Below are 24,117 nucleotides of genomic sequence, written 5' to 3' on the forward strand. Positions count from 1 at the left end.
GCGACGGACCTCGGGACGCTCTTACACCACGTCTGCGCGCGCCACCACCTTGATGCGAATAAATCTCATTAAGATCTTCTTTTATTAACGAAAATAATGTAGCTACAACGGTAACAGTACTCATATTTGCCGTTTTTTGGCCACAGTCCTTCGGAGGGTCCTCGAAAATAGTCCCGAGCCGGCACTTGGGGACGTTCCTATAATGCCGGCACTTAGGAGCGCCCCCAAGTGCCGGCACCGCGTCTGCCTGCGGCGGCCGCGCCCCGCTGCGTCGCTTCGCTCCCTTGCGGGTTCGAATCCCTCCGCTTGGCGGCGTTGGCTCGATTTGCTTGACGTGAGGGGCTCTTGGCTGGTGTGGGACGGAGGGATTCCGCGTCCGCCTGGTCGGCGGCCGCGCCCCGCTGCGTCGCTTCGCTCCTTGCGTGCTGCGCTGGAAAACGCTTCGCGTTTCCTCAGCTCCGCACCCTTGCGGGCTCGAATTCCTCCGCTTGCCCACAAGAAAGCGCCCTGGGCCGTTATGGGCTTAGGGCGCTCAGTTTTAATGGCTGGGACGGAGGGATTCGAACCCCCAACAGCCGGCACCAAAAACCGGAGTTCTACCGTTGAACTACGTCCCAATGTGTGGTGTTGCCCAAAAGCAACTCGTCTAGTTTACCTAATCTGCGAGGGCATCGCAAACGCCATCGAGTAGGCGTACGGCGAGCGTCTGCGCGTCGCTGGCCGTGAAGGTGCCGTTGTAGCGCGTCATGCCCGTGAGCTCAATGCGAATGCGAGCCGGCTTCTGCTGCACGGCGACATTGGCGGTGCGGATGCGCTGGGCCAGGTTGTGGCACTCGGCGAGGGCAATCGTGGCGCGTGGCGCGGCGTCGGCGGGCAGCTCGTCGCTTGCGATCTCGAGCACCAGGTCAACGTCGGTTGGGACCTCGGAGTCGCAGAGCATCATGCCGCTGTTGTCGGTCGTTGCCGTGGCGATGTTCCACATGCGCGAAGCAACGCTGCGTGCGATGGGGTCCTCACCGATAACGGCGATCTGGAAGCGCTCGAGCACGTTGGCGGCGCGAGCAAAACCGATGCGGGACTCGGCTTCGGTGACCGAGGGCTTGCCCTCCCACACATGGTGCAGGCGGTTGATGTAGGCGTAGGTGTCCTGGAAGGCCATGCCGTCGGCAAACAGGCCGACATTTTCCTGGAACTGCTGCAGGGCGGCCTCGGTATGCGGACCAAAGTAGCCGTCGTCTTCGCCACAGGCAAAGCCCAAAACGTTGAGAGCGCGCTGCAGGGCCTTGACGTCGGCGCCGTGAAAATTGGGCATGCGAAGATACAGGGTGCGGTCGCCCAGCTTATACGAGGCGTCGACCAGGGCGCTCCAGCAGGGGATATCGACAGCATAACCGGCCGCAAGGCCGCTATCGAGCCTAAACGTGCCAACGGCCTGCTCGGTGGTGGTGCCAAAGCGCTTGTCGGCGACCTCGTCGGCATCGATGGTGTAACCGAGCTGCAGAAGGCGGGACTGAACATCCTCGACGGCTGCTCCCTGCATGCCCGTGGTAATAGGTTCCATGAACGAACCCCTTTCGGCGTACGATTCGTACTATTTTGAGCGCGTGTCGGATAGACAACGCGAGACAATGCATAAACATGCACTCAACAGTGTAGCAACTTGTACCCAAACGCGCTGCCCACAGGTTTTGTGACCCCCGCTAGTTGAGGCGCTCCACAAAGAAATCTGCCATGGAGAGGAACAGTTCGCGTGCGTGCGGGTCAAGCTCAACGTTCTCGATGGCAGCCTTGGCTTTTGCGGTCAGGTCCAGCGCGTAGGCGTGAGCATATTCGATGGAGCCGGTCTGCTGGAAGATCTCCACGGCGCGCGCGAGCTGCGCGGGGTCCTCGGTGCCCGAGGAAAGGATTGCCTCGACCTCGTCGTGATGGCGCTCATCAGACAGGGCGTGCACGGCAACGAGCGTGCGTTTACCCTCGGTGATGTCGGTGCGGAAGTCCTTGTTGGCGGCCTCTTTGGTGCCGATCAAGTTGAGCAGGTCGTCTTGAATCTGGAAGGCAAGGCCCGTGTGCAGCCCAAAGGCGCGCAGTGCCTCAATCTGCTCTTCGCTGCCGCCGCCGATAATGGCTCCGGCGGCAAGCGGCGTCGCTCCGCTGTAGTACGCGGTCTTGTGCGTCGCCATGTCCAGATAATCGTCGACCGAAATGTCAAAGCGCCCGTCGCGGACCCAGCCCAGGTCGAGCGCCTGGCCCTCGATGGTACGGACGATCATCTCGGTAAGCTCGTGGAGCACGCGAAGCTTCACGTCTGCGTTGAGTGTGGGGTCGTCGAGAACCGTCTTGGTGACCATGGTGAGCGCCAGGTCACCGCAGTTGATGGCAAGACCGGTACCCTCGGTAAGGTGCATGCAGGGCTTGCCGCGACGAATCTGCCCGTTGTCGGCGATGTCGTCGTGGATGAGTGCGCCCGACTGAAAGTGCTCGATGGCCGCCGCGGCGCTGCGGGCGCTTTCGAAGCTTCCGCCCACCGCGGTGGCGGCGAGCATGCAGATGAGCGGGCGGTGGCGTTTGCCGGCGTTGGCCGTAAAGGCCGAAAGTGGTGCGTACAGGTAGCGCTCGATATCGGCGGAAGTCGCCTGTCCGTCAAAGAACGTGGCCAGATAGTCGTTAATCTGGTCAAAGTGCTGGGCTAAAAAGCTGGTAAACGGACTGGACACGGGTTCTCGCATTCTTTGATAGGTTGCATCGTTGCATTATGCAGACAACATATTGCCACATTAGGGCGTCGAGCGCGGCGGTTGAAGACGATTGGTCCATGCGGCCGCAAGTGCAGTAGGGGCTTGGCTAGATAAGCCCAAAGTGTTCGAGCGCGGTGACGACGCCGTCGTGGTCGATGCTGTCGGTGACATAGTCGGCCTTTTCCTTGAGGAAGTCCGGTGCATTGCCCATGGCGATGCCGACGTCGACGGCGTTCATCAGCGAGATGTCATTGCTGGCATCACCGATGCCATACACCGTTCCATGGTTGGGGTCGAGAGCGTCGAGTACGGACTGGATACCCTCGCGCTTGGTACATTCGCGAGGCGAAATCTCGGTCACTTCGAGCTCGAGCTCGTTAAAGCAGAGCAGCGGCTCAAACGTTTGATCCTGAGCGATGCGGTTGGCAAGCGACGTGGACATTAAGATCTTGTAGGCGCTGTAATGTTGCAGCTGCGTAATTGCATCGCCCACGGTGCGGGCATATCCGGGGGCGTCGGGCGCATCGGCACCCATGCGAACGACGCCATTGAGTCCCTCAAAACGAATCACTTCGTCCGATTGCTCAAGAATGGGAGCAAGACGCTGCAGCATACCGGGCGTCATCGCCAAATCGCGAATCACGTGTCCCTCAAGTTCGACATAGCCACCCGCGAGGCAGACGATGCCGGTCCAGGGCAGCTCGAGCAGCTTTGGATGGATGCAGCTCAGCGTGCGCCCTGTGCAGATAAACGCCATATTGCCCTTGGCGACAAAATCACGGATGGCTTGCGAGACCGCTTCATTGGGATAGGGGGAGAGGTCTCGCTCGCTCTCGGGAAGTTCTTGTGCCACTCGAGGGTCTTGCCAGGCGAGTGTTCCGTCGATATCGAAGAAGCAGATATCGCCGCGCTTATGGGCTGCGCTGGCGGCAGGGGAGGCCGAGGTGGTGGGCACAAATCCCGGCTCGAGGCCCATGATCTGGTCAAAATGCTCTTTAACGCGGGGAACGGAGATGCCAATAATCACCTGGGCGGTCTTGCCCGTAATGATGAGGCCCTTGGCGCCCACCGCGACAAACGACGCATTATCTGCAACGATGGAAGGGTCTGCGACCTCGACGCGCAGGCGCGTGGCGCAGTTGGTTGCGCCCACGATATTGCCAACGCCACCTAAAAGCTGAATTACCCGCTCGGCGAGGACGTGATCTTGATCGGATTGAATACCGACCTCGCCATTGGGAGATTGCTCTTTGGCAAAGCCGCTTCCCGTTAAACGATCGATTGCCGCGCGATTGGAGACATGATCCTCGCGGCCCGGCGTCTTAAGGTCATAGACCAAGATGAGTGCTCGAAAACTAACAAAAAAGATGAGGCTAAAGGCAAGACCGATACCGAGCGCCAAAAGGTAGGAGCCGGCATGCATTCGCATGAGTGGGATGAAGTTGAAGGCCGTCATTTCCATGAGACCGCCCGAGAAGATGCCGACGATGCCAAAGAAGTTCATGGTCATGGCAAGGCAGGAGGACAGGACGGCGTAGAGCAAAAAGAGTCCGGGATAGGTGAACATAAAGAGAAACTCGAGCGGCTCGGTGACGCCGCAGACCACCGAGGCGACGATGGCGGGCAAAAGGATGACCTTAAGGCCGGCGCGGCGTTCGGGTTTGGCGGTGAAATAGAATGCTGCCGCGATGGCGGGAAGGCCAAAGAGCTTGCCCCAGCCGGTGGCGGTAAAACCCGCCCAGGGCGCAAGTTCATTTAAAGGGCGCGTGCTATGGGAGAGAATGGGGAGCAGGTTGGTCCACGTGGCGTAAATACCGTCGTGAATGACCAGATTGTCGTAATAGATGGGCATATAGAGCAGATGGTGCAGCCCCATGGGCTCGAGCGCTCGCTCCAAAAACACAAAGATGCCCACGCCGAAGGGGCCGACGCCCGCAAGTGCGTGGCGCAGCGTTTCGGTCACAGCGTATGCGAAGGGCACGATGGCGGCCGAGATGGCGGCAAGGGCAAACACGGCAAAAAAGCTGATGAGGTAGACCAGCGAGGAACCCGAGAAGGTGCCGAGCCAATCGGGAACCTTGGCATCGTAGAAGCGGTCATGGATGGCGACGACGGTTGCCGACACCGCCAGCGGGCCGATAATGCCGGTGTCGAGCGTCTTGATGCCGTCGATGACGGTGATGCCGCTGGCGGGGGTTAAAGACGACGGGTACTTAAGTCCAAGGTTGTCGCCGCTCAGCTTAATGATCTCGCTCAAAAAGAAACAGTAGGCAAAATAGGCTACGAGCGCCTCGAGGCAGCAGCGTGCCGGTTGCTTTTGGGCAAGACCGATAGGCAGCGCTACGGCAAAAAGGAGCGGGAGACGTTTAAAGACCGTCCACGAGCCGCGCTGGATGATGGTCCAGAAAACGTACCAAGGGGTTCCGTATACGGCGAGATCGCCGACGATGTCTACGGTCGTGGCGAGGGCGGAGATGCCGACCATGAGGCCTGATATAGAAAACAGCATGGCGGGCGCGAACATGGCTCCGCCAAAACGTTGGATTTTCTGCAGCATAATATGCCTTCCGGATGCAACATGCTGTGCGAGCAAGAACGTTTAAACAATGAACTCATTGTAGAGGACTGGCTGCTTGCCGCATTGACGGTTTTGATTCGGTCCGATTTGGGTTTCGGGGGAACCGTCGACGGTAAATAATCCGTGCTTTACCGATAATCGGTTTAAACAACTTTAAGAAATGCTATCGTGCCTAGCCATACATATTCATTAGAGGTGAAATCATGCCAAAAGCGATTTACGAAGGAATCTACCGCGAGATCCGTTCGCGCATCATTAACGGGACCTATGCGTTTCAGGAGATGCTGCCAACCGAAGCCGAGCTGACCGCGGAGTTTGGCTGCACGCGCAATACCGTTCGACGCGCCTTGAGCATGCTGGCCGACCAGATGTTTGTGCAGCCTATACACGGTAAGGGCGTGCGCGTTATTTGGCTTAAGGGCGAAACCGACATGCTGGGCGCACTCGAAGAGGTTGAGTCGTTTGGCGAGTTCGCAAAACGCAACAATGCCGTCGCATCGACCGAGGTCAAGTCTTTTGAACATTTGATTTGCACTGAGCAACTCTCTCGCCGCCTGGGCTTTAAGGTGGGCGAGGAGCTGATTCGCGTAGTGCGTGTCCGAAGCCTCAACGGCAGCGCGCGCCAAGTGGACCATGGCTACTTTTTGGCGTCGGTCGCCAAGGGCCTGACCCCCGAGATCGCGGCGGATTCTATCTACGGCTATCTGGAGCACAAGCGCGGCGTCAAAGTGATGGCGAGCCGTCGTACGGTGAGTGTCGAGCTCGCCAACGATGAGGACTGCAGCTATCTGGACCTTGGCAAGTACAACTGCGTCGCCGTTATGGAGAGCCAGTCGTACACCTCGGACGGCATCTTGTTCGAGGTCACGCATGCCCGCACACACCCCGAGATCTTCCATTACCGCGTCAATTCCAAGCGATAGCCGGCTAGCTCGCAGCCTGACGAGACTCATGCCCTCAAAGCGAAAACGCCCGGTCAAACCGACGATGCATCGGCTTGATCGGGCGTTTTCTCTGCATTCGATAACAAATAATTGTTTATACAAAACTTGTCAAGTATCAAGTCGAAATTACCGTTCACCGAAGTTTTTCTACCGCTCTAGTAATACTTGTTCAAACAACTAGCCAAATAGCGTATTGTACAAATCAGCAAAAGGGGCAAAGTCCCCGAGCCAATCTCCGAAGGCGGCGGCAAAGGGTGCCGCCACGGTGTGAAAGGGTGGATTGTAATGAAGAACGAAATGAGCAGAAGGCAGTTCCTGGGCTTTGCTGGTTCCGCGGCTGCGGTTCTTGGTCTGGGTCTCGTGGGCTGCGGTGGTTCTGCCGGCTCCGGCTCCTCTGCTTCTGGTGACGCTGCCGAGGTCTACTTCCTCCAGTTCAAGCCCGAGGTCGACAAGGAGTGGAAGGAGATCGCCAAGGCGTACAAGAAGGAGAAGGGCGTCGAGGTCAAGATCGTGACCGCCGCCTCCAACACCTACGAGGAGAAGCTCAAGTCCGAGATGTCCAAGAGCTCCGCTCCGACGCTGTTCCAGGTCAACGGCCCCACCGGCCTTAAGAACTGGAAGGACTACTGCGCCGATCTTTCCGACACCAAGCTCCGCGGCGAGCTCATCGACGACTCCCTGGCGCTGCAGTCCGACGGCAAGGATCTGGGTATCGACTGGGTTCAGGAGAGCTACGGCATCATTTACAACAAGGAGCTCCTCGAGAAGGCCGGCTACAAGGCCGAGGACATCAACTCCTTCGACAAGCTGAAGGCTTGCGCCGATGACATCCAGGCCCGCAAGGACGAGCTCGGCGTTGACGGTGCCTTCACTTCCGCCGGTATGGATGACTCCTCCAGCTGGCGCTACACCACGCACCTCGCCAACCTCCCGCTCTACTACGAGTTCGAGAAGGAGCACAATCAGGAGGACGACGAGATCAAGGGCGAGTATCTCGACAACTTTAAGCAGATCTTCGACCTGTATATCACCGACTCCACCTGCGATCCTTCGCAGCTCGCCTCCAAGACCGGTGACGACGCCACCAACGAGTTCGCAACCGGCAAGGCCGTCTTCTACCAGAACGGCTCTTGGGCCTACGCCGACCTCACCAAGGCCGGTATGACCGACGACCAGCTCGGCATGCTGCCGATCTACATCGGCGTCGATGGCGAGGAGAACCAGGGCCTGTGCTCCGGCGGCGAGAACTACTGGTGCGTCAGCTCCCAGGCTTCCGAGGATGCCCAGAAGGCCACCGAGGACTTCATGTATTGGTGCGTCACTTCTGACACCGCCACCAGCATCATCGCTGACAAGATGGGTCTGACCGCCCCGTTCAAGAGCGCTAAGGAGACCACCAACGTCTTCTCGCAGCAGGCCGTTGCTATGGCCAAGGACGGCAAGAAGACCGTCGCTTGGGACTTCGTTTACATCCCCTCTGAGGAGTGGAAGAAGAACCTCAAGCAGGCTCTCATCGCTTATGCTGCCGACAACACCAAGTGGGACGGCGTCAAGAACGCCTTCGTCGATGGCTGGAAGGCCGAGAAGGCTGCTTCCGAGTAAGCAGTTGCTGCCCAAGCTATCTGATTAGCGACAGGGGGCGGGCAGACGTAGGTTTGCCCGCCCCCTGCATATATGAAAGGACCCTTCTATGGGCAAAGCACTCAAGCGCTGGTGGCCGCTCTTTATGCTGCCCACGTGCCTGGCGTTTATGATCGGGTTCGTGATTCCCTTTATCCAGGGTTTCTATCTCTCGTTCTGCCAGTTTATTACCATCAATAACGCGCACTTTGTCGGTATCGAGAACTACGTGCGCGCGCTGTCCGATCCGCAGTTCTCCACGTCGTTCTTCTTTACGGTGGCGTTTGCCTTCCTGTCGACGGTGCTCATCAACGTGATCGCGCTGGCCATCGCGCAGGCGCTCACCCGCAAGGCGCTCAAGGGCACCAACATCTTCCGTACGATCTTCTTTATGCCTAACCTGATCGGCGGCATCGTGCTGGGCTACATTTGGCAGATTCTGATCAACTGCCTGCTCTCCAACGTGGGCGCCCAGCTCATCGCCCTCAACTCCGCCGCTGGCTTCTGGGGCCTTATCATCCTGACCCTGTGGCAGCAGGTCGGCTACATGATGATCATCTACATCGCCGGTCTGCAGTCCATCCCGTCTGACTACATCGAGGCCGCCAAGGTCGATGGCGCTACGGCATGGCAGACGTTTTGGAAGGTTAAGATCCCCAACCTGATGCCGACTATCACCATCTGCCTGTTCCTGTCCATCACCAACGGCTTTAAGCTGTTCGACCAGAACCTCGCCCTTACCGGTGGCGCCCCGGCGCACTCCACCGAGATGCTCGCCCTGAACATCTACAACACGTTCTATTCGCGTGCTGGCATCGCATGGCAGGGCATCGGTCAGGCCAAGGCAGTTATCTTCTGCATCCTGGTTGTCGCTATTTCTATGATCCAGCTTAAGGCCACGAGGTCCAAGGAGGTGCAGCAGTAATGAAACGCGATAAGGCTATCAACCGCGCGCTCTCGATCTTCTTTACGATTCTGTCGCTCGCATGGATCTACCCCGTGTTCATGATTGCGCTCAATTCCTTTAAGAAAGCGACCGCAATCAGCACCACCACGGCGTTCGATCTGCTCACGCCCGAGACGTTCAACGGCCTCGCAAACTACGTGCACGCTCTGAACGAGCAGGGCTTTGCCTCGGCGTTTATGTACTCGCTTATCATCACGGTCACGTCGGTCGTGCTGATTCTGGTGTGCTGCTCCATGTGCGCTTGGTACGTGGTGCGCGTCAACAGCAAGATCTCGAACTTCTTCTATTACCTGTTCGTCTTCTCGATGGTCGTACCGTTCCAGATGCTCATGTTCACGCTGTCCAACCTCGCGGACCGCATCGGCTTTAACACGCCGTTTAACATCTGCTTCATCTACCTTGGTTTTGGCGCGGGCCTCGCGGTCTTTATGTTCGCCGGCTTCGTCAAGAACATCCCGCTCGAGATTGAGGAAGCGGCCATGATCGACGGCTGCAACCCGGTCCAGGTGTTCTTTAAGATCGTCCTTCCCATTATGAAGCCCACCTATCTTTCGGTCGGCATCCTTGAGACCATGTGGGTCTGGAACGACTATCTGCTGCCCTACCTTACGCTCGACTCCACCAAGTACAAGACCATTCCTATCTTGATCCAGTACTTCCGTGGCGGCTATGGCCACGTCGAGCTCGGCCCCATGATGGCATGCATCATGATGGTCGTCATCCCCATCGTCATCATGTACATCTTCTGCCAGAAGTACATCATTGACGGCGTTGTGGCAGGTGCCGTCAAGGGCTGATGCCGTAACTGTTTTGCAAGTTTTGGCGGCGCCTCTCAGCGCGGCGCCGCGTATCGAAAGGTAAAGACATGGCCGAGATCGTTCTCAAACATGTTCAGAAGGTGTATCCCAACAACGAGTCAAAAAAGAAGGGCTTCTTTGGCAAAAAGAAGAAAACCGAGGAGAAGAAGCACAACCTCAAGGTTACCGAGGACGGTGTGCTCGCTGTAGAGGACTTCAACCTCACCGTTCACGACCAGGAGTTCATCGTCCTCGTTGGCCCTTCTGGCTGCGGTAAGTCCACGACGATGCGCATGGTCGCCGGCCTGGAGGATATCACCTCGGGCGACGTGCTCATCGACGGCAAGCGCGTCAACGACGTCGCTCCCAAGGACCGCGACATCGCCATGGTGTTCCAGAGCTATGCTCTGTACCCCAATATGACGGTGTACGAGAACATGGCGTTTACGCTCGAGCTCAAGAAGGTCCCCAAGGACGAGATCGACCGCAAGGTTCGCTCCGCTGCCGAGATCCTGGGTATTACCGAGTATCTTGACCGTAAGCCCAAGGCACTCTCCGGCGGCCAGCGTCAGCGTGTCGCCATCGGCCGCGCCATCGTACGTGACCCCAAGGTCTTTCTGATGGACGAGCCCCTGTCCAACCTGGATGCTAAGCTTCGTAACCAGATGCGCGCCGAGCTCATTAAGCTACGTCATGAGATCAAGGGCACGTTCATTTATGTTACTCACGACCAGACCGAGGCTATGACCCTCGGTGACCGTATCGTGGTCATGAAGGATGGCGTCGTCCAGCAGATCGCCACCCCGCAGGAGGTCTTCAACCATCCCGCGAACATCTTCGTCGCCGGCTTTATCGGCGTGCCGCAGATGAACTTCTTCGATGCCCAGCTGGTGCGCTCGGGCAACGGCTTTACCGTCAAGACCGAGGATATGAACGTGGCGCTCGCCCCCGAGACCTGCGCTCAGCTTGCTCTCAACTGGGACGGCGGCGACGTGAAGGAGATCACGGCCGGCGTGCGTCCCGAGCAGATTCTGCTTGCCGACAAGGGCGAGGAGGGTGCGCTCCAGGGCACCGTCGAGGTGACCGAGCTCATGGGCTCGACCGAGCATGTCCACGTGACCGCTCCCGACGGCCAGTTTGTCCTGATTATCCCCGTCGTCGACCTCGAGGCCAAGGGCGCGCTCAAGGCTGGCGACCCCATCTGGTTCAAGTTCGAGAAGAACGCGACTCATCTCTTCGATAAGGTGTCTGGCAAGAACCTTATCTAGGCCCGGTGCATCCAGGCCCTCCCTTTGGGCGACTGCGGCTTTGCCATCCTTTTGCCGCGGTCACATATAAGGCTCCCCTCCCGTCCACTGGGCGAGAGGGGAGCCTTTCTTTGTGTTGGGACTGTCTGACCGGTCGTTTGTCTCGATCTGTAACGGATAGGGCCGATTTCGGACGTTAGATGTTACAGATCGAGGCGGTTCCGCTGAGCTAACCATTTCATCTAAATCTATAACACCAAAGGCGAATTTCACCTGCTAGATGTTACAGATTGAGATAAACCCAAGGGGAGGGGCCGGTATGTCTCAATCTGTAACAGCTGGGATCGTTTTGGTTGAGTAGTTGTTATGGATCGAGATTGTTTGGCCGAGTCGGATCACAGGGTAACGTGCGGGCACAAAAAACGGAGCCGCGTTGCCGTGGCTCCGTTTTCAAGAGGATGGGCGATGAAACCGAATTAGCTCAGGTGCCAGATCTCGTCGTTGTACTGGGAGATCGTACGGTCGGACGAGAAGGTGCCGGCGTTGGCGATATTGATGAGCGCCTTGCGCATCCAGGCGTCCTGGTCCTCGTAGTCGGCCAGCACGCGCTCCTTGGTCTGGATGTACTCCTCAATGTCGAGCAGGGCCATAAACCAGTCCTTGCCCTTAATGTCGTCGTGCAGGCGCTGCAGGCGCTCGGCGTTGCCGGTTGCCATAAAGGCTGGGTTGGTGATGAAGTCCACCAGCAGTTTAATGCCGGGCTTGCGGTAGAGCGCACCGGCGTTGTAGGTGCCGTCGGCGTAGAGCTGCTCGACCTGTTTGGACGAGGCACCAAAGGTATAGATGTTCTCGTCGCCCACGAGCTCGGCAATCTCCACGTTGGCACCGTCGAGCGTGCACAGGGTTAGGGCGCCGTTGAGCATGAACTTCATGTTGGAGGTGCCGCTCGCCTCCTTGGAGGCCAGGCTGATCTGCTCGGAGATGTCAGCGGCGGGGATCACGCGCTCGGCGGCGGTGACGTTGTAGTTCTCGATCATGACAACCTGCAGGTAGGGAGCCACGTCGGGGTCGTTTGCAATCCACTGCGACAGCGTCAGGATCAGATGGATGATGTCCTGCGCGATAGTGTAGGCAGGCGCCGCCTTGCCGCCAAAGATGATGGTGACAGGGTGCTTAGGCCTGTTGCCGTTCTTGATATCGAAGTACTTCCAGATGATGTAGAGCGCGAGCATCTGCTGACGCTTGTACTCGTGGATGCGCTTGACCTGGACGTCGATGATGGCGTTGGAGGGAATGGTCACGCCCTGCTCGAGCGCCATGAACTGGCGCATGATGGCCTTGGCCTCGACCTTGGTGGCGGCCAGGCGCTCAAGAACGTCCTTGTCGTCGGCGAACTTGGCGAGTTTGTTCAGATCGCCGGTGCTGCGCCAGTCGGTGCCGATTACATCGTCGAGCAGGCTGGCGAGCGCGGGGTTGGCTCCATGGATCCAGCGGCGGAAGGTGATGCCGTTGGTCTTGTTGGAGAACTTCTCGGGATAGATCTCGTAGAACGGATGAAGCTCGGTGTCCTCCAGGATCTTGGTGTGGAGGGCGGCTACGCCGTTGATGGAGAAGCCAAAGTGGATGTCCATGTGGGCCATGTGGACGGTGTCGTGCTCGTCGATGATGGCGACGCGCGGGTCATCGTGCTCGGCTTTCGCGATCTCATCGAGCTTGACGATAATGTCGGCGATGGCAGGGGAGACCTTCTGCAGGCTGGCGAGCGGCCACTTCTCGAGCGCCTCGGCAAGGATCGTGTGGTTAGTGTAGGCGACCATGGAGCGTACGATGGTCACGGCCTCGTCAAACTCGATGCCATGCTCGGTGGTGAGCAAGCGAATGAGCTCGGGGATGACCATGGTGGGGTGCGTGTCGTTAATTTGGACCACGGCGTAGTCGGCCAGATCGTGCAGGTTGCTGCCGCGCTCGACGGCCTCGTCGATCAGGAGCTGGGCGGCGTTGCTCACCATGAAGTACTCCTGATAGATGCGAAGCAGGCGGCCCTGCTCGTCGGAATCGTCGGGGTAGAGGAACAAGGTGAGGTTCTTGGCGATCTCGGTCTTGTCGAAGTCGATGGAGCTGCCGGGGACCAGGCCGTCGTCGACGCTCGCCAGGTCGAACAGGCGCAGACGGTTCTTGGTGGGCTGGCCGTAACCGGGCACGTCGATGTTGACGAGCTTGGAGGTAACGGCAAAATCGCCGAACTCGACGGTGTAGGAGCGGCCGTCGTCGACTAGGATGTCCTGCTCACCGAGCCACTCGTCGGGGACGGCCTTCTGCTGGTTGTCGACAAAGCGCTGACGGAACAGGCCGTAGTGATAGTTGAGGCCCACGCCATCGCCGGTCAAGCCCAGCGTGGCGATGGAATCCAGGAAGCATGCGGCCAGGCGGCCCAGGCCGCCGTTGCCGAGCGACGGCTCGACCTCGAACTCCTCGATCTTGTTGAGGTCGTGGCCTGCGGCGGTGAGCTGGTCCTTAACCTCATCGTAGATGCCGAGGTCGATCATGTTGTTGATGAGCAGCTTGCCGATCAAAAATTCGGCGGAAATGTAATAGAGCTTTTTCTTGCCGTTGTTGAGCGGGCAGGCGGCGGAGCGCTCCTGCACGAGTTTGACCAGCAGCTTGTAAATGCGACGGTCGTCGAGCTGCTCGAGCGAGGTGCCAAAAGACTGCTCGGCGAGTTCCATGAGGTTAATTTGGGGCATGTTTTCTCCTGTGATGGGTTGTTTCATGTCTGCAATTCATAAGAAGCCCGCGCGAGGGGATTGGGGTGGCCTCGCGCGGGAAAAAGCAAGCGCGTCCGCACGGTGGGGAGGGGTCGGGCGCGGTAGCTCCTATTGAGGAAGCTCGATTTCGGCTTCCGACGGGATGCGGAAGTAGGTCTCGGTCCAGTCGGTGAGTTTGTGCTCGAGCTCGCGGGTGATGGCGCCGTCGAGCATGCGCCAGGTCCAGTTGCCGCCCAACGTGGCAGGGGTGTTGATGCGCGCCTCGTTGCCCAAGTTGAGCAGGTCCTGCATGGTGTAGATGCACGTGTCGCTCACGCTGGCGGCGATGGTGCGATTGAGTGCATCTGCCATGGGTTCGCCGGCCTGCTGATGGGTGTACAGGGCTGCCTGCTCGCGCTGACGCGGGGTGGCCGTTCCCTCAAACCAACCGCGCGCCGTCTCGTTATCGTGGGTGCCCACATAGGCGACGGTGTTGGCGATGTAGTTATGCGGCAGGTAGTACGAGTTGGTGCCCTCAAAGGCAAACTGCAGGATCTTCATGCCGGGGAAGCCCGAGTTGTCGCGCATGTCGATGACGCCGGGGGTGAGGAAGCCCAGGTCCTCGGCGATGATGGGCAGCGTGCCGAGCTTTTCCTCGAGCGTCTTGAAGAACTTGAGGCCGGGACCCTGCGTCCACGAACCGTAGGACGAATCGGGCGAGGAGAACGGCACCTCCCAATAGGCCTCGAAGCCGCGGAAGTGATCCAGGCGGATGACGTCGTACATGTCGAGGGCGGCGCGAATGCGGCCCTCCCACCAGGAGAAGCCGTCGGACTCCATGGCGTCCCAGTCGTAGATGGGGTTGCCCCAGTACTGGCCGGTGGCCGAGAACTGGTCGGGCGGCGTGCCGGCGACGCTCACGGGATTGCCGGCGGTGTCGATCTTAAAGAGCTCAGGCGTCGCCCACATCTCGACGGAGTCACGCGAGACATAGATGGGCAGGTCGCCGATGATGAGAATGTCGCGCTCGTTGGCATAGGCCTTGAGGCGGCTCCACTGGCGATCGAAGAAGTACTGCGTCATCTGGTGGTAGAGCATACGCGCCGGATGGTCGGCGCAGACCTTGGCGGAAGCCTCGCCGCGGGTGCGGAGCTCCGCGGGCCACTCCCAAAACGCCTTGAGACCGCACTCCTCTTTGACGGTCATGAACTCACAGTAGGGGATGAGCCAGTCCTCGTTGGCCTGGATAAAGTCATCGAAATCGGCCGGCTTGTCGGCAGCAAAGCGCTCGGCGGCGCGGTCGAGAATCTGACGGCGGCCACCAAAGATGGCACCGTAGTCGACATTGCTGGGGTCGGATCCCAGATACACGCCATCGATATCGCGCTGCTCCAGATACCCTGCCTCGATAAGCTCGGCAAAGTCGATAAAGTTGGAGTTGCCTGCGCGGGCCGAGAACGACTGATAGGGCGAATCGCCATAGCTGGTCGTCGTAAGGGGCAGAATCTGCCAGTAATGTTGTTTGCACGAGGCGAGAAAATCGACGAAGTCGTAGGCATTCCAGCCAAAGCCGCCGATTCCGTATGGTCCGGGCAGAGATGAGACGGGCATGAGGACGCCGCTTGCACGCTCCATGAATGCGCTCACCAACCTTCTTGTTGTGGGGTCGGCCTGCCGATGGGTGTGCAGTCCGCCTCCGATGTTCTGATTCGATACGCCTATTGTAAAACATGTTGTTTAAACATGTACAGGCAAGATAAAAAAGTTGGTCGATTTTCGGCGAATGGTTACATGCCATGAAAAAGCCCCGACCTCACAACGTGAGATCGGGGCAAGAGCGGTATGTAGGTTTTTGCTACTCGGCGTCGGCGAAGCCGTTGGGGTTGTGGCTCTGCCAGTTCCAGCTATCGCGGCACATGTCCGCGATGTCGTACTGGGCCTTCCAGCCCATCATGCGCTCGGCCTTGGAGGCATCGCACCAGTTGGCAGCGATGTCGCCGGCGCGGCGCTCGCGGATCACGTAGGGCAGCTCCTTGCCACAAGCCTTGGAGAAGGCGGCGACGACCTCGAGTACCGAGGTGCCGGTGCCGGTGCCCAGGTTAAAGATCTCGACGCCGGTTTTGCCGTTCATCCAGTTAAGGGCGGCAACGTGACCAGAGGCCAGATCGCACACGTGGATGTAGTCGCGCACGCCGGTGCCGTCGGGGGTGGGGTAGTCGTTGCCATAGACCTGAACGGCCTCGAGCTTGCCCACGGCGACCTGGGCGACATAGGGCACCAGGTTGTTGGGGATGCCCTTGGGGTCCTCGCCGATCAGGCCCGACGGATGAGCGCCGATGGGGTTGAAGTAACGGAGCAGCACGACGTCCCACTCGGGGTCGGCGGTGTGGACGTCCATAAGGATCTGCTCGATCATCCACTTGGTCCAGCCATAGGGGTTGGTTGCGGGCTTCTTGGGGTCTTCCTCGGTGACGGGCGGGTTGTCCGGGTCGCCGTAGACGGTCGAGGAGCTCGAGAAGATGATGGACTTGCAGCCATGGTTGCGCATGACGTCGATGAGCACCAGGGTGTTCTCGATGTTGTTGTGGTAGTACTCGACGGGCTTGCTCACCGACTCGCCGACGGCCTTAAAGCCGGCAAAGTGGATGACACGGTCGATCTGATGGGTATCGAAGATCTTGTTCATCGCATCGCGGTCGAGCACGTTGGCCTTGTAGAAGGTGAGGTTCTTGGCGGCTTCGTCGCCCACGATGGTCTTGACGCGGTCGACGGCGACGGCGCTGGAGTTGGAGAGATCATCGACGATGACGACCTGGTAGCCACCCTCGAGCAGCTGAACGACGGTGTGCGAGCCGATAAAGCCGGCGCCACCGGTAACGAGGACGCAGGTGTCTTTGGGGTCGAGTGCTTTGGACATGTAGTCTCCTATCGAATCAGGAACACTTCTAGAGGGGAGTATAGCGCAGGCGGGGACGCCCAAATGGTGCACTGTAGGAAAAGCAGAGGATTATGTTAACGTACTCATATAAGAGCTTGCTCAATTGTTACCTCAAATTTGACAATTGCTTACGAGCCGCCGACCTTGTAGTTTCCTGCCGTTCGTGGAAATCGTTGGGACGCGCCATATGTACGCTAATATGTATGAGTTGAGCGACATATAAATAAGCATGTAACGGAGTACATATGTCACCAAACAGCGATTCCATCCTTTCCCAGGAGCTCTCGCGCCGCACTGCCCTTAAGGCCCTGTTCGGCGCCGCTTCTGCGGCAGTTCTTTTTGGCCTGCCCACTCGCGCCCATGCGGCGGAGGCTTCCAAAGAAACCACCGATAAATTGAATGCCGCCCAGGCCCAACTCGACGAGGTTCAGGCCCAGCTCGACAGCATCGCAAATGAGTATGCGGCGCTGGCCAACAAGAATGCCCAGACCCTCAACGACATCGAGAATGTCCAGGGCAAGATTGACGACACGCAGGCCCAGATCGATGAAAAGAAGGCCGAGCTCAAGAAGAAGCGCAACGACCTTTCCGATCGCGTGGCCGCCAGCTACAAGTCCGGCGGTACGAACATCCTGTCGCTGCTGCTGGCCTCTGGCTCGTTTGAGGAACTCGTCGCCAACGCGCATTACGTTGAGAAGATCAACAAGAGCGACCGCGATGCCATCGAGGATATCCAGACGATTCAGGCTGAGCTCGACGCGCAGAAGACCGAGCTCGAAGCACAAAAGGCCAACCTGGAGAAACTCAAGGACCAGCAGACGGCTCAGATGCAGGATATGCAGGCCAAGCAGCAAGAAGTCCAGACCGTGCTGAACGGTCTTTCCGACGACGTCAAGGAGCTCATGGCTCAACGCGATTCCGAGATTCTCGCTGCCGCCCAGGCCGAGGAGGCTGCCAGGAAGGCCGCTGCCGCTGCCGCAGCCGCCGCGAACAAGAACAATTCCTACTCGGGTGGTTCGAGCTCGGGCGGTGGATCGTATGCGCCCGGAACTCCGCAGCAGAATGCCGGCTCGGGCAAGCAGCAGGCCGTCGTCAACGCGTGCTACTCCACACCTTCGCCGGGTCAGAACTGGTGCGCGGCGTGGGTTACCAATGTCTTCCGTAACGCCGGCGTTGGCTACTTTGGCGGTAACGCGTGCGATATGTTTAACGCCTGGTGCTATAGCTCCGACCGCTCGGCGCTGCAGGTGGGCATGATCGTGGCCGATTCCTCGCACAGCGGCACGGGTGCTCCGGGCCTTATCTACGGTCATGTGGGTATCTACGTTGGCGGCGGCATCGTAATGAGCAACGAGGGCGCCATTACGTCTAAGTCGCTTGATTCGTTCATTAGCTTTTATGGTACTGGCTCTGGCGTGCGTTGGGGCTGGCTTGGCGGTATTGCGCTGTCGTAAAGCCGACTGGGCCGCGTGCCCGCCCGCAATATATTTGATTGCCTGCTCGGGCAGTCCTGCGCAAGACGAAGGCCACATTAAGTGGCCTTCTTTGCGTGCGGAACTCGCGATCAATCAAATATATTGCGGGCGGGCACGCGGCCCTCTCGGGTTCGGGGCGCTACGCACCGGATTGGTTGTCTGAATAAAAGAAAGTGAAGGCCCCTTTCGGGGCCTTCTTTGTTAGAGGAATTCGCCGACTCGGTGGACTTCGGGTTCTAGGTCTACGTTGAATTGGTCTTTGACGGTTGTTTGGATGTGGCGGATGAGTTCATCGACGTCGGCGGCGGTGGCGTGGTCGGCGTTGACGATGAAGCCGCAGTGCTTCTCGCTCACCTGCGCGCCGCCAACGGCGTGTCCTCGCAGGCCGGCATCCATGATGAGTTTGCCGGCAAAGTAACCCTCGGGGCGCTTGAAAGTGGAGCCAGCACTCGGCATGTCGAGTGGCTGCTTGTCCTCACGGCGCTGGCGGTAGTCGTCCATGTCGGCCTTAATCATCGCGGCGTTGCCCGGTGCGAGGTTGAAGGTGGCCGAAAGAACGATAAAGCCGTCGTCGGCGATGCGGCTCTTGCGATAGCCCAGGTTGAGTTCGTCGACATCGAACTCGATGATGTTGCCGCTGCCGCGGGTGCCGTCGTCGAGCTGGCGAGCGGGTTTGTAGACGCGCACGGACCCCAGCACATCGGCCATGCAGGCACCGTAGGCACCGGCGTTCATGTGGCAGGCGCCGCCGACCGATCCGGGGATGCCCGAGATGGGCTCCATGCCGGTGAGACCGGCCTCGGCTGCCGCAGCGGCGACATCGGAAAGCAAGGCGCCGGCTGCCGCCGTGACGTGCGTGCCGTCGACCGTAATGTCGGAGAGTCCCTCGCCCAGCGCCACGACGACGCCACGGATGCCCTTGTCGCCGACGAGCAGGTCGGAGCCGTTGCCCACGATGGTGAGGGGCAGATCGCAGCGATAGCAGGTATCGAGCGTGGCGACGAGGCCCTGCTCGGTATCGGGCGTGACAAAGACGTCGGCCGGGCCGCCGATCTTAAACGTGGTGTGCTCGCGCATGGGCTCGCTCATCAGTACGTTGTCCTCGCCGGCAACGCCAGCAAGCGCGCACAGCAGGTCCTCGTTAAAAAAATCGTTTTCGTGCATACTAATAGCCGCCTTTTGGTGGTCGTTGTCATCAATCGATTGCAATATACCCCACCCGGACGGATTTGGTGCGCTGGCGGCGATAAAACAGCCGTCTACCGGATTGGTAAAGTGTTTATCACCGAGGTAGAGGGGTAGTCGCTATACTTTCAAGAGATTGCGCGTAAACCCGGAAGGAGCGAGATGGCCAACAAAGTCACCCTCAAGCAGATCGCCCAGGAGGTGGGGCTTTCCCCCTCGTCGGTCTCGCTTGTGCTCAATAATCGGCCCTGTCGCATCTCGGAAGAAAACCGCAAGCTCATCAAAGAGGTCGCGGCGCGCAACCACTATGTTCCCAACCAGATCGCGCGCAGCCTGGTCATGCGCGAGTCGCGCACCCTGGGCCTTATCGTCCCTAACATCGAGAGCCGCTTTTTTGCTTCGCTCGCCGGTAGCCTGGAAAAGCGCTGCCGCGAGGACGGCTATGCGCTCTTCATTACCAGCTCGGGCGGAAGCGCCGATGACGATCTGGAGCTGCTGCGCCAGCTGGTGACGCGCGGTGTTGACGGCGTCTTTCTGGTGGTGGGTGACGAGTTCTCCGACGACCGCGCCCTGCGCGAAGAAGTCAGCCACCTGCCCATCCCGGCCGTGATGGTCGACCGTGCCATTGAAGGGCTCGAGTGCGACAAGGTGATGTTCGACCACGAGATGGGTGGCTACATGGCCACCCGCTATCTGATCGAGCAGGGCCACCGTCGCATTGCCTGCTTGGTTAACGCGCGCCGTTCCAATACGGGGCGTAAGCGACTTGCCGGCTATGAGCGCGCACTGCGCGAGGTTGGCTTGCCTATCGACGCGCGTTTGGAGTTTGAGAGCGAGTACTACATTCCGAGTGCCTACGAGGCCTCGGAGGCGGTGCTCGCAACTGATGCCACCGCTGTGTTCGCAAGTTCGGATAACATCGCCCTCGGTCTGCTCAAGCGCTTGCACGAGATGGGGAAGAGCATCCCGGGCGATATTTCGGTCGTAAGCTATGACAACTCGGCGGCCGACGTTCTCTTTGAGCCGGCGCTGACCGCGATTGAGCAGGATCCTGGTGTCCTTGCGGAGCATGCTTTTGGCTGCATGTCCAAGCGTCTTGCCGGTAGGGGCGGTAGGCGTGCCGAAGAGGTCGTCCTGGAGCCGGCACTTATCGTTAAGGGCAGCGTGCTCGAACTTACCGAATGTAGCTAAGCGTACTTGTTTGTTTGCATAGATTGCATGCGGAGTGTCCGCTATTTGCCGGCGGGGCCGGGGTGCCTGCCTTGTGTTGAGAAGTTCGCGGAGCCCACTTCTCAAAACAAGGCAGGCACCCCGGCCCTCGTCCGTTAACTCTTCCGCTGGGCGAGCCATAGACGCCGCGCACCGATAGGGTAAGGCAGTGGCTTGAAATTGGTGCTATATTCAGCTTGAGTTGTTTAATGCTAGTACGGGAGGCTGATATGGGGCTGTTCAAGAAGAAAAACCCGCAGGATGCCTTTGATCCCGATGTGTTTACCATCACGGATACGATTTTGGACCCGCCGCGGTTTACGTTTTTGCCGGCTATCTACCAGGATGCCACGCGTCGCAAGTGGGCCGTGCATCAGCGTGGTGCAGAGCCTAAGATTTTTGACTATGCGGACGTGTTGCAGTGCGAAGTAGCCGAGGCGGGCGATCCGGAGGCCGAGGAAGTGACTTCAAAACAGGAATTTGCCCAGCGTATCCTGGCAAATCCTGCCAAGGCGGCGAAAATAAACGCTGCCAAGCGTAATATGTGTCTTGGTATGGGCGTTGTTGTGGCGGTTCAGACGGGAAAAGACGAGGTTTCCAAATTAGAGATTCCCGTTATGACCGACGAAGTTAAACGCGATTCAAGTCTATATAAGTCGTATCGGAATGTCGCCGAGAAGATCAAGGCCGAATTTGATGCCATGGGAGGGCTGGCCTAATTTTGGCGGCATACGTTTCTGAATGAGGAGTCTGTGCAATGGCAGGCGAATCTTATGCAATTCCCCCCAAAGATCGTGCTGTTGAGGGAATTCTTTGGTATATCCAGCACCATCAGCTTGCCGGCGGGGATCGCCTGCCGGCCGAGCGCGTGCTGTGCGAAGAGATTGGCGTTTCGCGTACAGCGTTGCGTGCCGGTATCACGCGGCTCATCTCGTGTGGAACGCTCGAGAGCCGTCGCGGATCGGGTACGTATGTGTGTCCTCCCAAGCCGCTAAACATCTTTCAGGAAACGTATAACTTTTCCGATGCTGTGCGGACTGCCGGTCTGCACCCCTCTTCTCGTCTGGTTTCCACCGGGACCATCGAGGCGGATGAGGCGCTTGCCGACAAGCTTGGGGTGTCTGTAGGCGCTCCTTTGCTCCGCATGCAGCGCGTTCGACTTATTGAGGGCGGGCCGGCGTCAATCGAGACCGCTCACGTTAACCTGTCCCTGTGCCCATCGCTTACCGAGCACGATTTTGAGTGCGAGAGCCTTTACGATGTCTTGCTCAAAGAAGGCGGCGTGCGTGTTGAGCATGGACGTGAGCATATCTCTATCTCGCGTTTGAACGTCGAAGAGGCCGAGCTGCTCCAGCAAGAAGAGGGAACGCCGGTGTTCTATGAGAGCTCGATTGAATTTGATAAGGACATGCGTTTTGTGGAGCATTGCAAATCGGTGATTTTGCCCACAAAGTTTCGCTTTGCCGATAACGGCGAAGAGAACGGCATGAGGAGTGTGGCAGGTGAACAATGGCTGAAACAGTAGATGCCACCCCGGTTTATATGCGCATTCGACGCCGCATCGAGGAGCGTATCGAGCGCGGTACATATCCCACGGGTTCCATGATTCCGTCCGAAAAAGACCTCGCCGAGGAATTTGGTACGACACGCTTGACCATCCGAAGCGCTGTCGATGAGCTGGTTCGGCGCGGGCAGATTCGCCGTGTTCGGGGGAAAGGTGCCTTTGTGGCGCAGAAAGTACCTGCTTTTTTTGAACGCACGGGCGGTTTCCGTGAATCGGTCCGTGCTTCGGGCGGCGAGCCGTCCGTCCGTATTCTCGCACGTTCCAAGCGTTATGCGGGGCCATACTACGCTGACCTGTTTGGCATCGCCGAGGACGACCTGCTCTATTCCATTCGACGCCTGAACTGCATAAACGGTAGCCCCGTATCGATCGAGACGGCGCTGATTCCCTGCCTGCTGTTCCCAACCATCGAAGATATTGACGTGTCGGTCTTCAGCTTGTACGAGACCTATGAGATGCTGGGCCGAAAGCCAGTTATGGCACAGGAAAAGCTCGATATCGAAGCGCTGGGCGCACGAGATGCCGGCCTGCTTGGACTGGAGCAGGGTGATCTTGCCTTGACGCTGGAGTGCGTAAGCTTCGATGCGAGCGGCCAGGCGATCGAGTACGTCAAGTCGTTTAACCGCGGTGATGCGGGTGGATATACCTATACGTACTAGCTGGTTTTTTGCATAACGGGCTGAAAAGTTGACGGAATTTTGATTCGTTGAGCAGACCGTATATACAACCTTACATGGCTCAAAATTGACCGTTCGCCGATGGGGATAAATTAATCGACAAAGAGGTATCAAAAAGCCGTAACCTGTAACTGTGGTTGGTATCAAATACTAATGATTTGTTACGAGGTGAGACGATGAAGATGCTCGATTACGTTCAGCTTGCCCATGTGCGTATGGGGGAGAACCTCGAGCGTTCGTCTGAGCTGGTAGCGCAGCTCGTTGATATTTTCCAGTCCGGTTCTTTTGATGCACTGCGCATCGTTGCTTCGGGTTCGTCGCGCCATGCCGCCGATTGCGCCCGCGATTACCTGCAAGATGCGCTGCAGATGCAGGTGTCCGTTGTGACGCCCGAGGCCTTCGTCGATTTTGAACACACCTATCCGCAGCATGCGCTCAACATCGCCGTCTCGCAGAGCGGCTATTCGACCAATACGATTGCGGCGCTCGATTACATGCGTGCACACGATATGGCTGCAGTTGCGCTCACGGCAAACGTCGAGGCACCCATCAAGGAACACGCTGACATCGTTCTTGACTACGGTGTGGGTGTCGAGTCGGTGGACTTTGTGACTCTGGGCGTCGAGGTTCTCGTTGAGTACCTGGTGCTCTTTGGTATTTACGGCGGTCAGGCGCGCGGAACGATTGACGCCAAGGGCGTTGCTCAGCGTCTTGATGACCTGCGCGAGGCTATCCAGGCTAATGCCGTGATGTGCAAGACCGCCGAGGCATATGTCCAAGATCACATGCTCGAGCTTTCTGAGCACATGCCCGCCATGGTCGTCGGCAACGGCCCCAACTATGGTGTTGCCGAGGAGGCAGCGCTCAAGCTGAGCGAGACCATCAAGATTCCTGCCATGCATCACGAAGGCGAGGAGTTCGTCCACGGTCCCGAGATGCAGATCGTTCCGGGCTATCTGGTGTTTATCGTCGACGATCCGCAGGGGTCGGAGCGTCTTGCGAATATCGCCGATGCGCTATCGAACGTTACGGCAAAAACGGTGCTGCTCACGGCCCATCCCAAGGGTAGGGCTCACGAGGTTGCGGTGCCTCAGGTGGCTCCGCTGCTCAGCGCAATTCCCAATCTTGTGTTCTTCCAGACGATTGCGGCCATGATTGCCGAGCGTCTGAAGTCATGGAACGTGCACCCGTATCTCGATACCGTCTCCAAGCAAATGGAGGTCAAGGCAGAGGGCTACGAAGAGTCAGTCAATGCGCTTAAGGCCAAAGCGGCTGAGTGTTACGGAATGTAAGCGGGTTTTGATGCCCGTTGGCATGGGGGATGTGGAAACAACCCCAGAAAGGAGAGACAAATGAAGGAAACCGAGAAGATCGAGATCATGCATTTCGACCAGGAGGGCTATCTCGAGGACGGCAAGGCGCTCTACGAGACCGGCA

General features: G+C 58.5%; 18 protein-coding genes and 1 tRNA gene. 11 read left to right on the plus strand and 8 right to left on the minus strand.

Features of this window, described 5'->3' with window-relative positions:
* Nucleotides 1-542: 542 nt before the first annotated feature.
* From DWW12_RS08725 to DWW12_RS08740, 4 genes are all read right to left on the minus strand, one after another.
* Nucleotides 543-617: transfer RNA gene (locus tag DWW12_RS08725), tRNA-Gln, on the minus strand.
* A 38-nt stretch (nucleotides 618-655) separates the two neighbouring features.
* Nucleotides 656-1,561 (minus strand): peptidoglycan-binding protein, encoded by a 906-nt coding sequence (locus tag DWW12_RS08730; RefSeq protein WP_199411031.1) that lies wholly within the window; start codon nucleotides 1,559-1,561, stop codon nucleotides 656-658.
* Between the two features lie 139 nt (nucleotides 1,562-1,700).
* On the minus strand, nucleotides 1,701-2,714 hold the full coding sequence (locus tag DWW12_RS08735; protein WP_117817700.1) for a polyprenyl synthetase family protein: 1,014 nt from the start codon (nucleotides 2,712-2,714) through the stop codon (nucleotides 1,701-1,703).
* Between the two features lie 127 nt (nucleotides 2,715-2,841).
* A complete protein-coding gene (locus tag DWW12_RS08740) occupies nucleotides 2,842-5,292 on the minus strand; it encodes a PTS transporter subunit EIIC (RefSeq protein ID WP_117855758.1) in 2,451 nt (816 codons plus the stop codon).
* Nucleotides 5,293-5,516: 224 nt separating this feature from the next.
* Between DWW12_RS08740 and DWW12_RS08745 the strand changes: the two genes are divergently transcribed.
* From DWW12_RS08745 to DWW12_RS08765, 5 genes are all read left to right on the plus strand, one after another.
* Nucleotides 5,517-6,236, plus strand: coding sequence for a GntR family transcriptional regulator (locus tag DWW12_RS08745; protein ID WP_089573620.1), 720 nt, complete (start codon nucleotides 5,517-5,519; stop codon nucleotides 6,234-6,236).
* A gap of 306 nt (nucleotides 6,237-6,542) precedes the next feature.
* Nucleotides 6,543-7,859 (plus strand): ABC transporter substrate-binding protein, encoded by a 1,317-nt coding sequence (locus DWW12_RS08750; protein ID WP_117855759.1) that lies wholly within the window; start codon nucleotides 6,543-6,545, stop codon nucleotides 7,857-7,859.
* A gap of 88 nt (nucleotides 7,860-7,947) precedes the next feature.
* Entirely contained in the window at nucleotides 7,948-8,802 is an 855-nt protein-coding gene (locus DWW12_RS08755; protein WP_055252174.1) for a carbohydrate ABC transporter permease, read from the plus strand.
* Nucleotides 8,802-9,641: a carbohydrate ABC transporter permease gene (locus tag DWW12_RS08760; RefSeq protein WP_117584245.1), complete on the plus strand. Its 840-nt coding sequence runs from the start codon at nucleotides 8,802-8,804 to the stop codon at nucleotides 9,639-9,641. The genes DWW12_RS08755 and DWW12_RS08760 overlap by 1 nt, the downstream gene beginning before the upstream one ends.
* Nucleotides 9,642-9,709: 68 nt before the next feature.
* The gene (locus tag DWW12_RS08765; RefSeq protein ID WP_117640835.1) at nucleotides 9,710-10,909 is read left to right on the plus strand and encodes an ABC transporter ATP-binding protein; all 1,200 of its coding nucleotides are present in this window, start codon (nucleotides 9,710-9,712) and stop codon (nucleotides 10,907-10,909) included.
* Between the two features lie 455 nt (nucleotides 10,910-11,364).
* On the opposite strand, the gene glgP is transcribed toward DWW12_RS08765, so the two are convergent.
* The 3 genes from glgP to galE all read right to left on the minus strand — a co-directional run bounded on the left by glgP (nucleotide 11,365) and on the right by galE (nucleotide 16,549).
* Nucleotides 11,365-13,632, minus strand: coding sequence for a glycogen/starch/alpha-glucan family phosphorylase (gene glgP, locus DWW12_RS08770; RefSeq protein ID WP_233544284.1), 2,268 nt, complete (start codon nucleotides 13,630-13,632; stop codon nucleotides 11,365-11,367).
* A gap of 129 nt (nucleotides 13,633-13,761) precedes the next feature.
* A complete protein-coding gene (gene malQ / locus DWW12_RS08775; protein ID WP_117767060.1) occupies nucleotides 13,762-15,267 on the minus strand; it encodes a 4-alpha-glucanotransferase in 1,506 nt (501 codons plus the stop codon).
* A gap of 220 nt (nucleotides 15,268-15,487) precedes the next feature.
* Nucleotides 15,488-16,549 carry a UDP-glucose 4-epimerase GalE gene (galE, locus tag DWW12_RS08780; RefSeq protein ID WP_117855760.1) on the minus strand — a complete coding sequence of 354 codons (1,062 nt, stop codon included), beginning with the start codon at nucleotides 16,547-16,549 and terminating at the stop codon, nucleotides 15,488-15,490.
* Between the two features lie 266 nt (nucleotides 16,550-16,815).
* Between galE and DWW12_RS08785 the strand changes: the two genes are divergently transcribed.
* A complete protein-coding gene (locus DWW12_RS08785; protein WP_117855761.1) occupies nucleotides 16,816-18,024 on the plus strand; it encodes a hypothetical protein in 1,209 nt (402 codons plus the stop codon).
* A gap of 222 nt (nucleotides 18,025-18,246) precedes the next feature.
* Here the strand turns inward: DWW12_RS08785 and murB are convergent, their stop codons facing one another.
* Nucleotides 18,247-19,209, minus strand: a complete 963-nt coding sequence (murB, locus tag DWW12_RS08790; RefSeq protein WP_117855762.1) for a UDP-N-acetylmuramate dehydrogenase — start codon at nucleotides 19,207-19,209, stop codon at nucleotides 18,247-18,249.
* Between the two features lie 183 nt (nucleotides 19,210-19,392).
* On the opposite strand from murB, the gene DWW12_RS08795 reads away from it, so the two are divergent.
* The 5 genes from DWW12_RS08795 to DWW12_RS08815 all read left to right on the plus strand — a co-directional run bounded on the left by DWW12_RS08795 (nucleotide 19,393) and on the right by DWW12_RS08815 (nucleotide 23,972).
* Nucleotides 19,393-20,421 (plus strand): LacI family DNA-binding transcriptional regulator, encoded by a 1,029-nt coding sequence (locus DWW12_RS08795; RefSeq protein ID WP_006235873.1) that lies wholly within the window; start codon nucleotides 19,393-19,395, stop codon nucleotides 20,419-20,421.
* A gap of 248 nt (nucleotides 20,422-20,669) precedes the next feature.
* Nucleotides 20,670-21,158, plus strand: coding sequence for a hypothetical protein (locus tag DWW12_RS08800; protein WP_117648566.1), 489 nt, complete (start codon nucleotides 20,670-20,672; stop codon nucleotides 21,156-21,158).
* A gap of 38 nt (nucleotides 21,159-21,196) precedes the next feature.
* Entirely contained in the window at nucleotides 21,197-21,964 is a 768-nt protein-coding gene (locus DWW12_RS08805; RefSeq protein WP_117855763.1) for a GntR family transcriptional regulator, read from the plus strand.
* Nucleotides 21,949-22,662 carry a GntR family transcriptional regulator gene (locus DWW12_RS08810; protein WP_117648564.1) on the plus strand — a complete coding sequence of 238 codons (714 nt, stop codon included), beginning with the start codon at nucleotides 21,949-21,951 and terminating at the stop codon, nucleotides 22,660-22,662. The genes DWW12_RS08805 and DWW12_RS08810 overlap by 16 nt, the downstream gene beginning before the upstream one ends.
* Nucleotides 22,663-22,856: 194 nt before the next feature.
* Nucleotides 22,857-23,972: an SIS domain-containing protein gene (locus DWW12_RS08815; protein ID WP_117638249.1), complete on the plus strand. Its 1,116-nt coding sequence runs from the start codon at nucleotides 22,857-22,859 to the stop codon at nucleotides 23,970-23,972.
* The last annotated feature ends 145 nt before the right edge of the window (nucleotides 23,973-24,117 follow it).

The organism is Collinsella sp. AF14-35 (genome assembly GCF_003464565.1).
Lineage (GTDB): Bacteria > Actinomycetota > Coriobacteriia > Coriobacteriales > Coriobacteriaceae > Collinsella.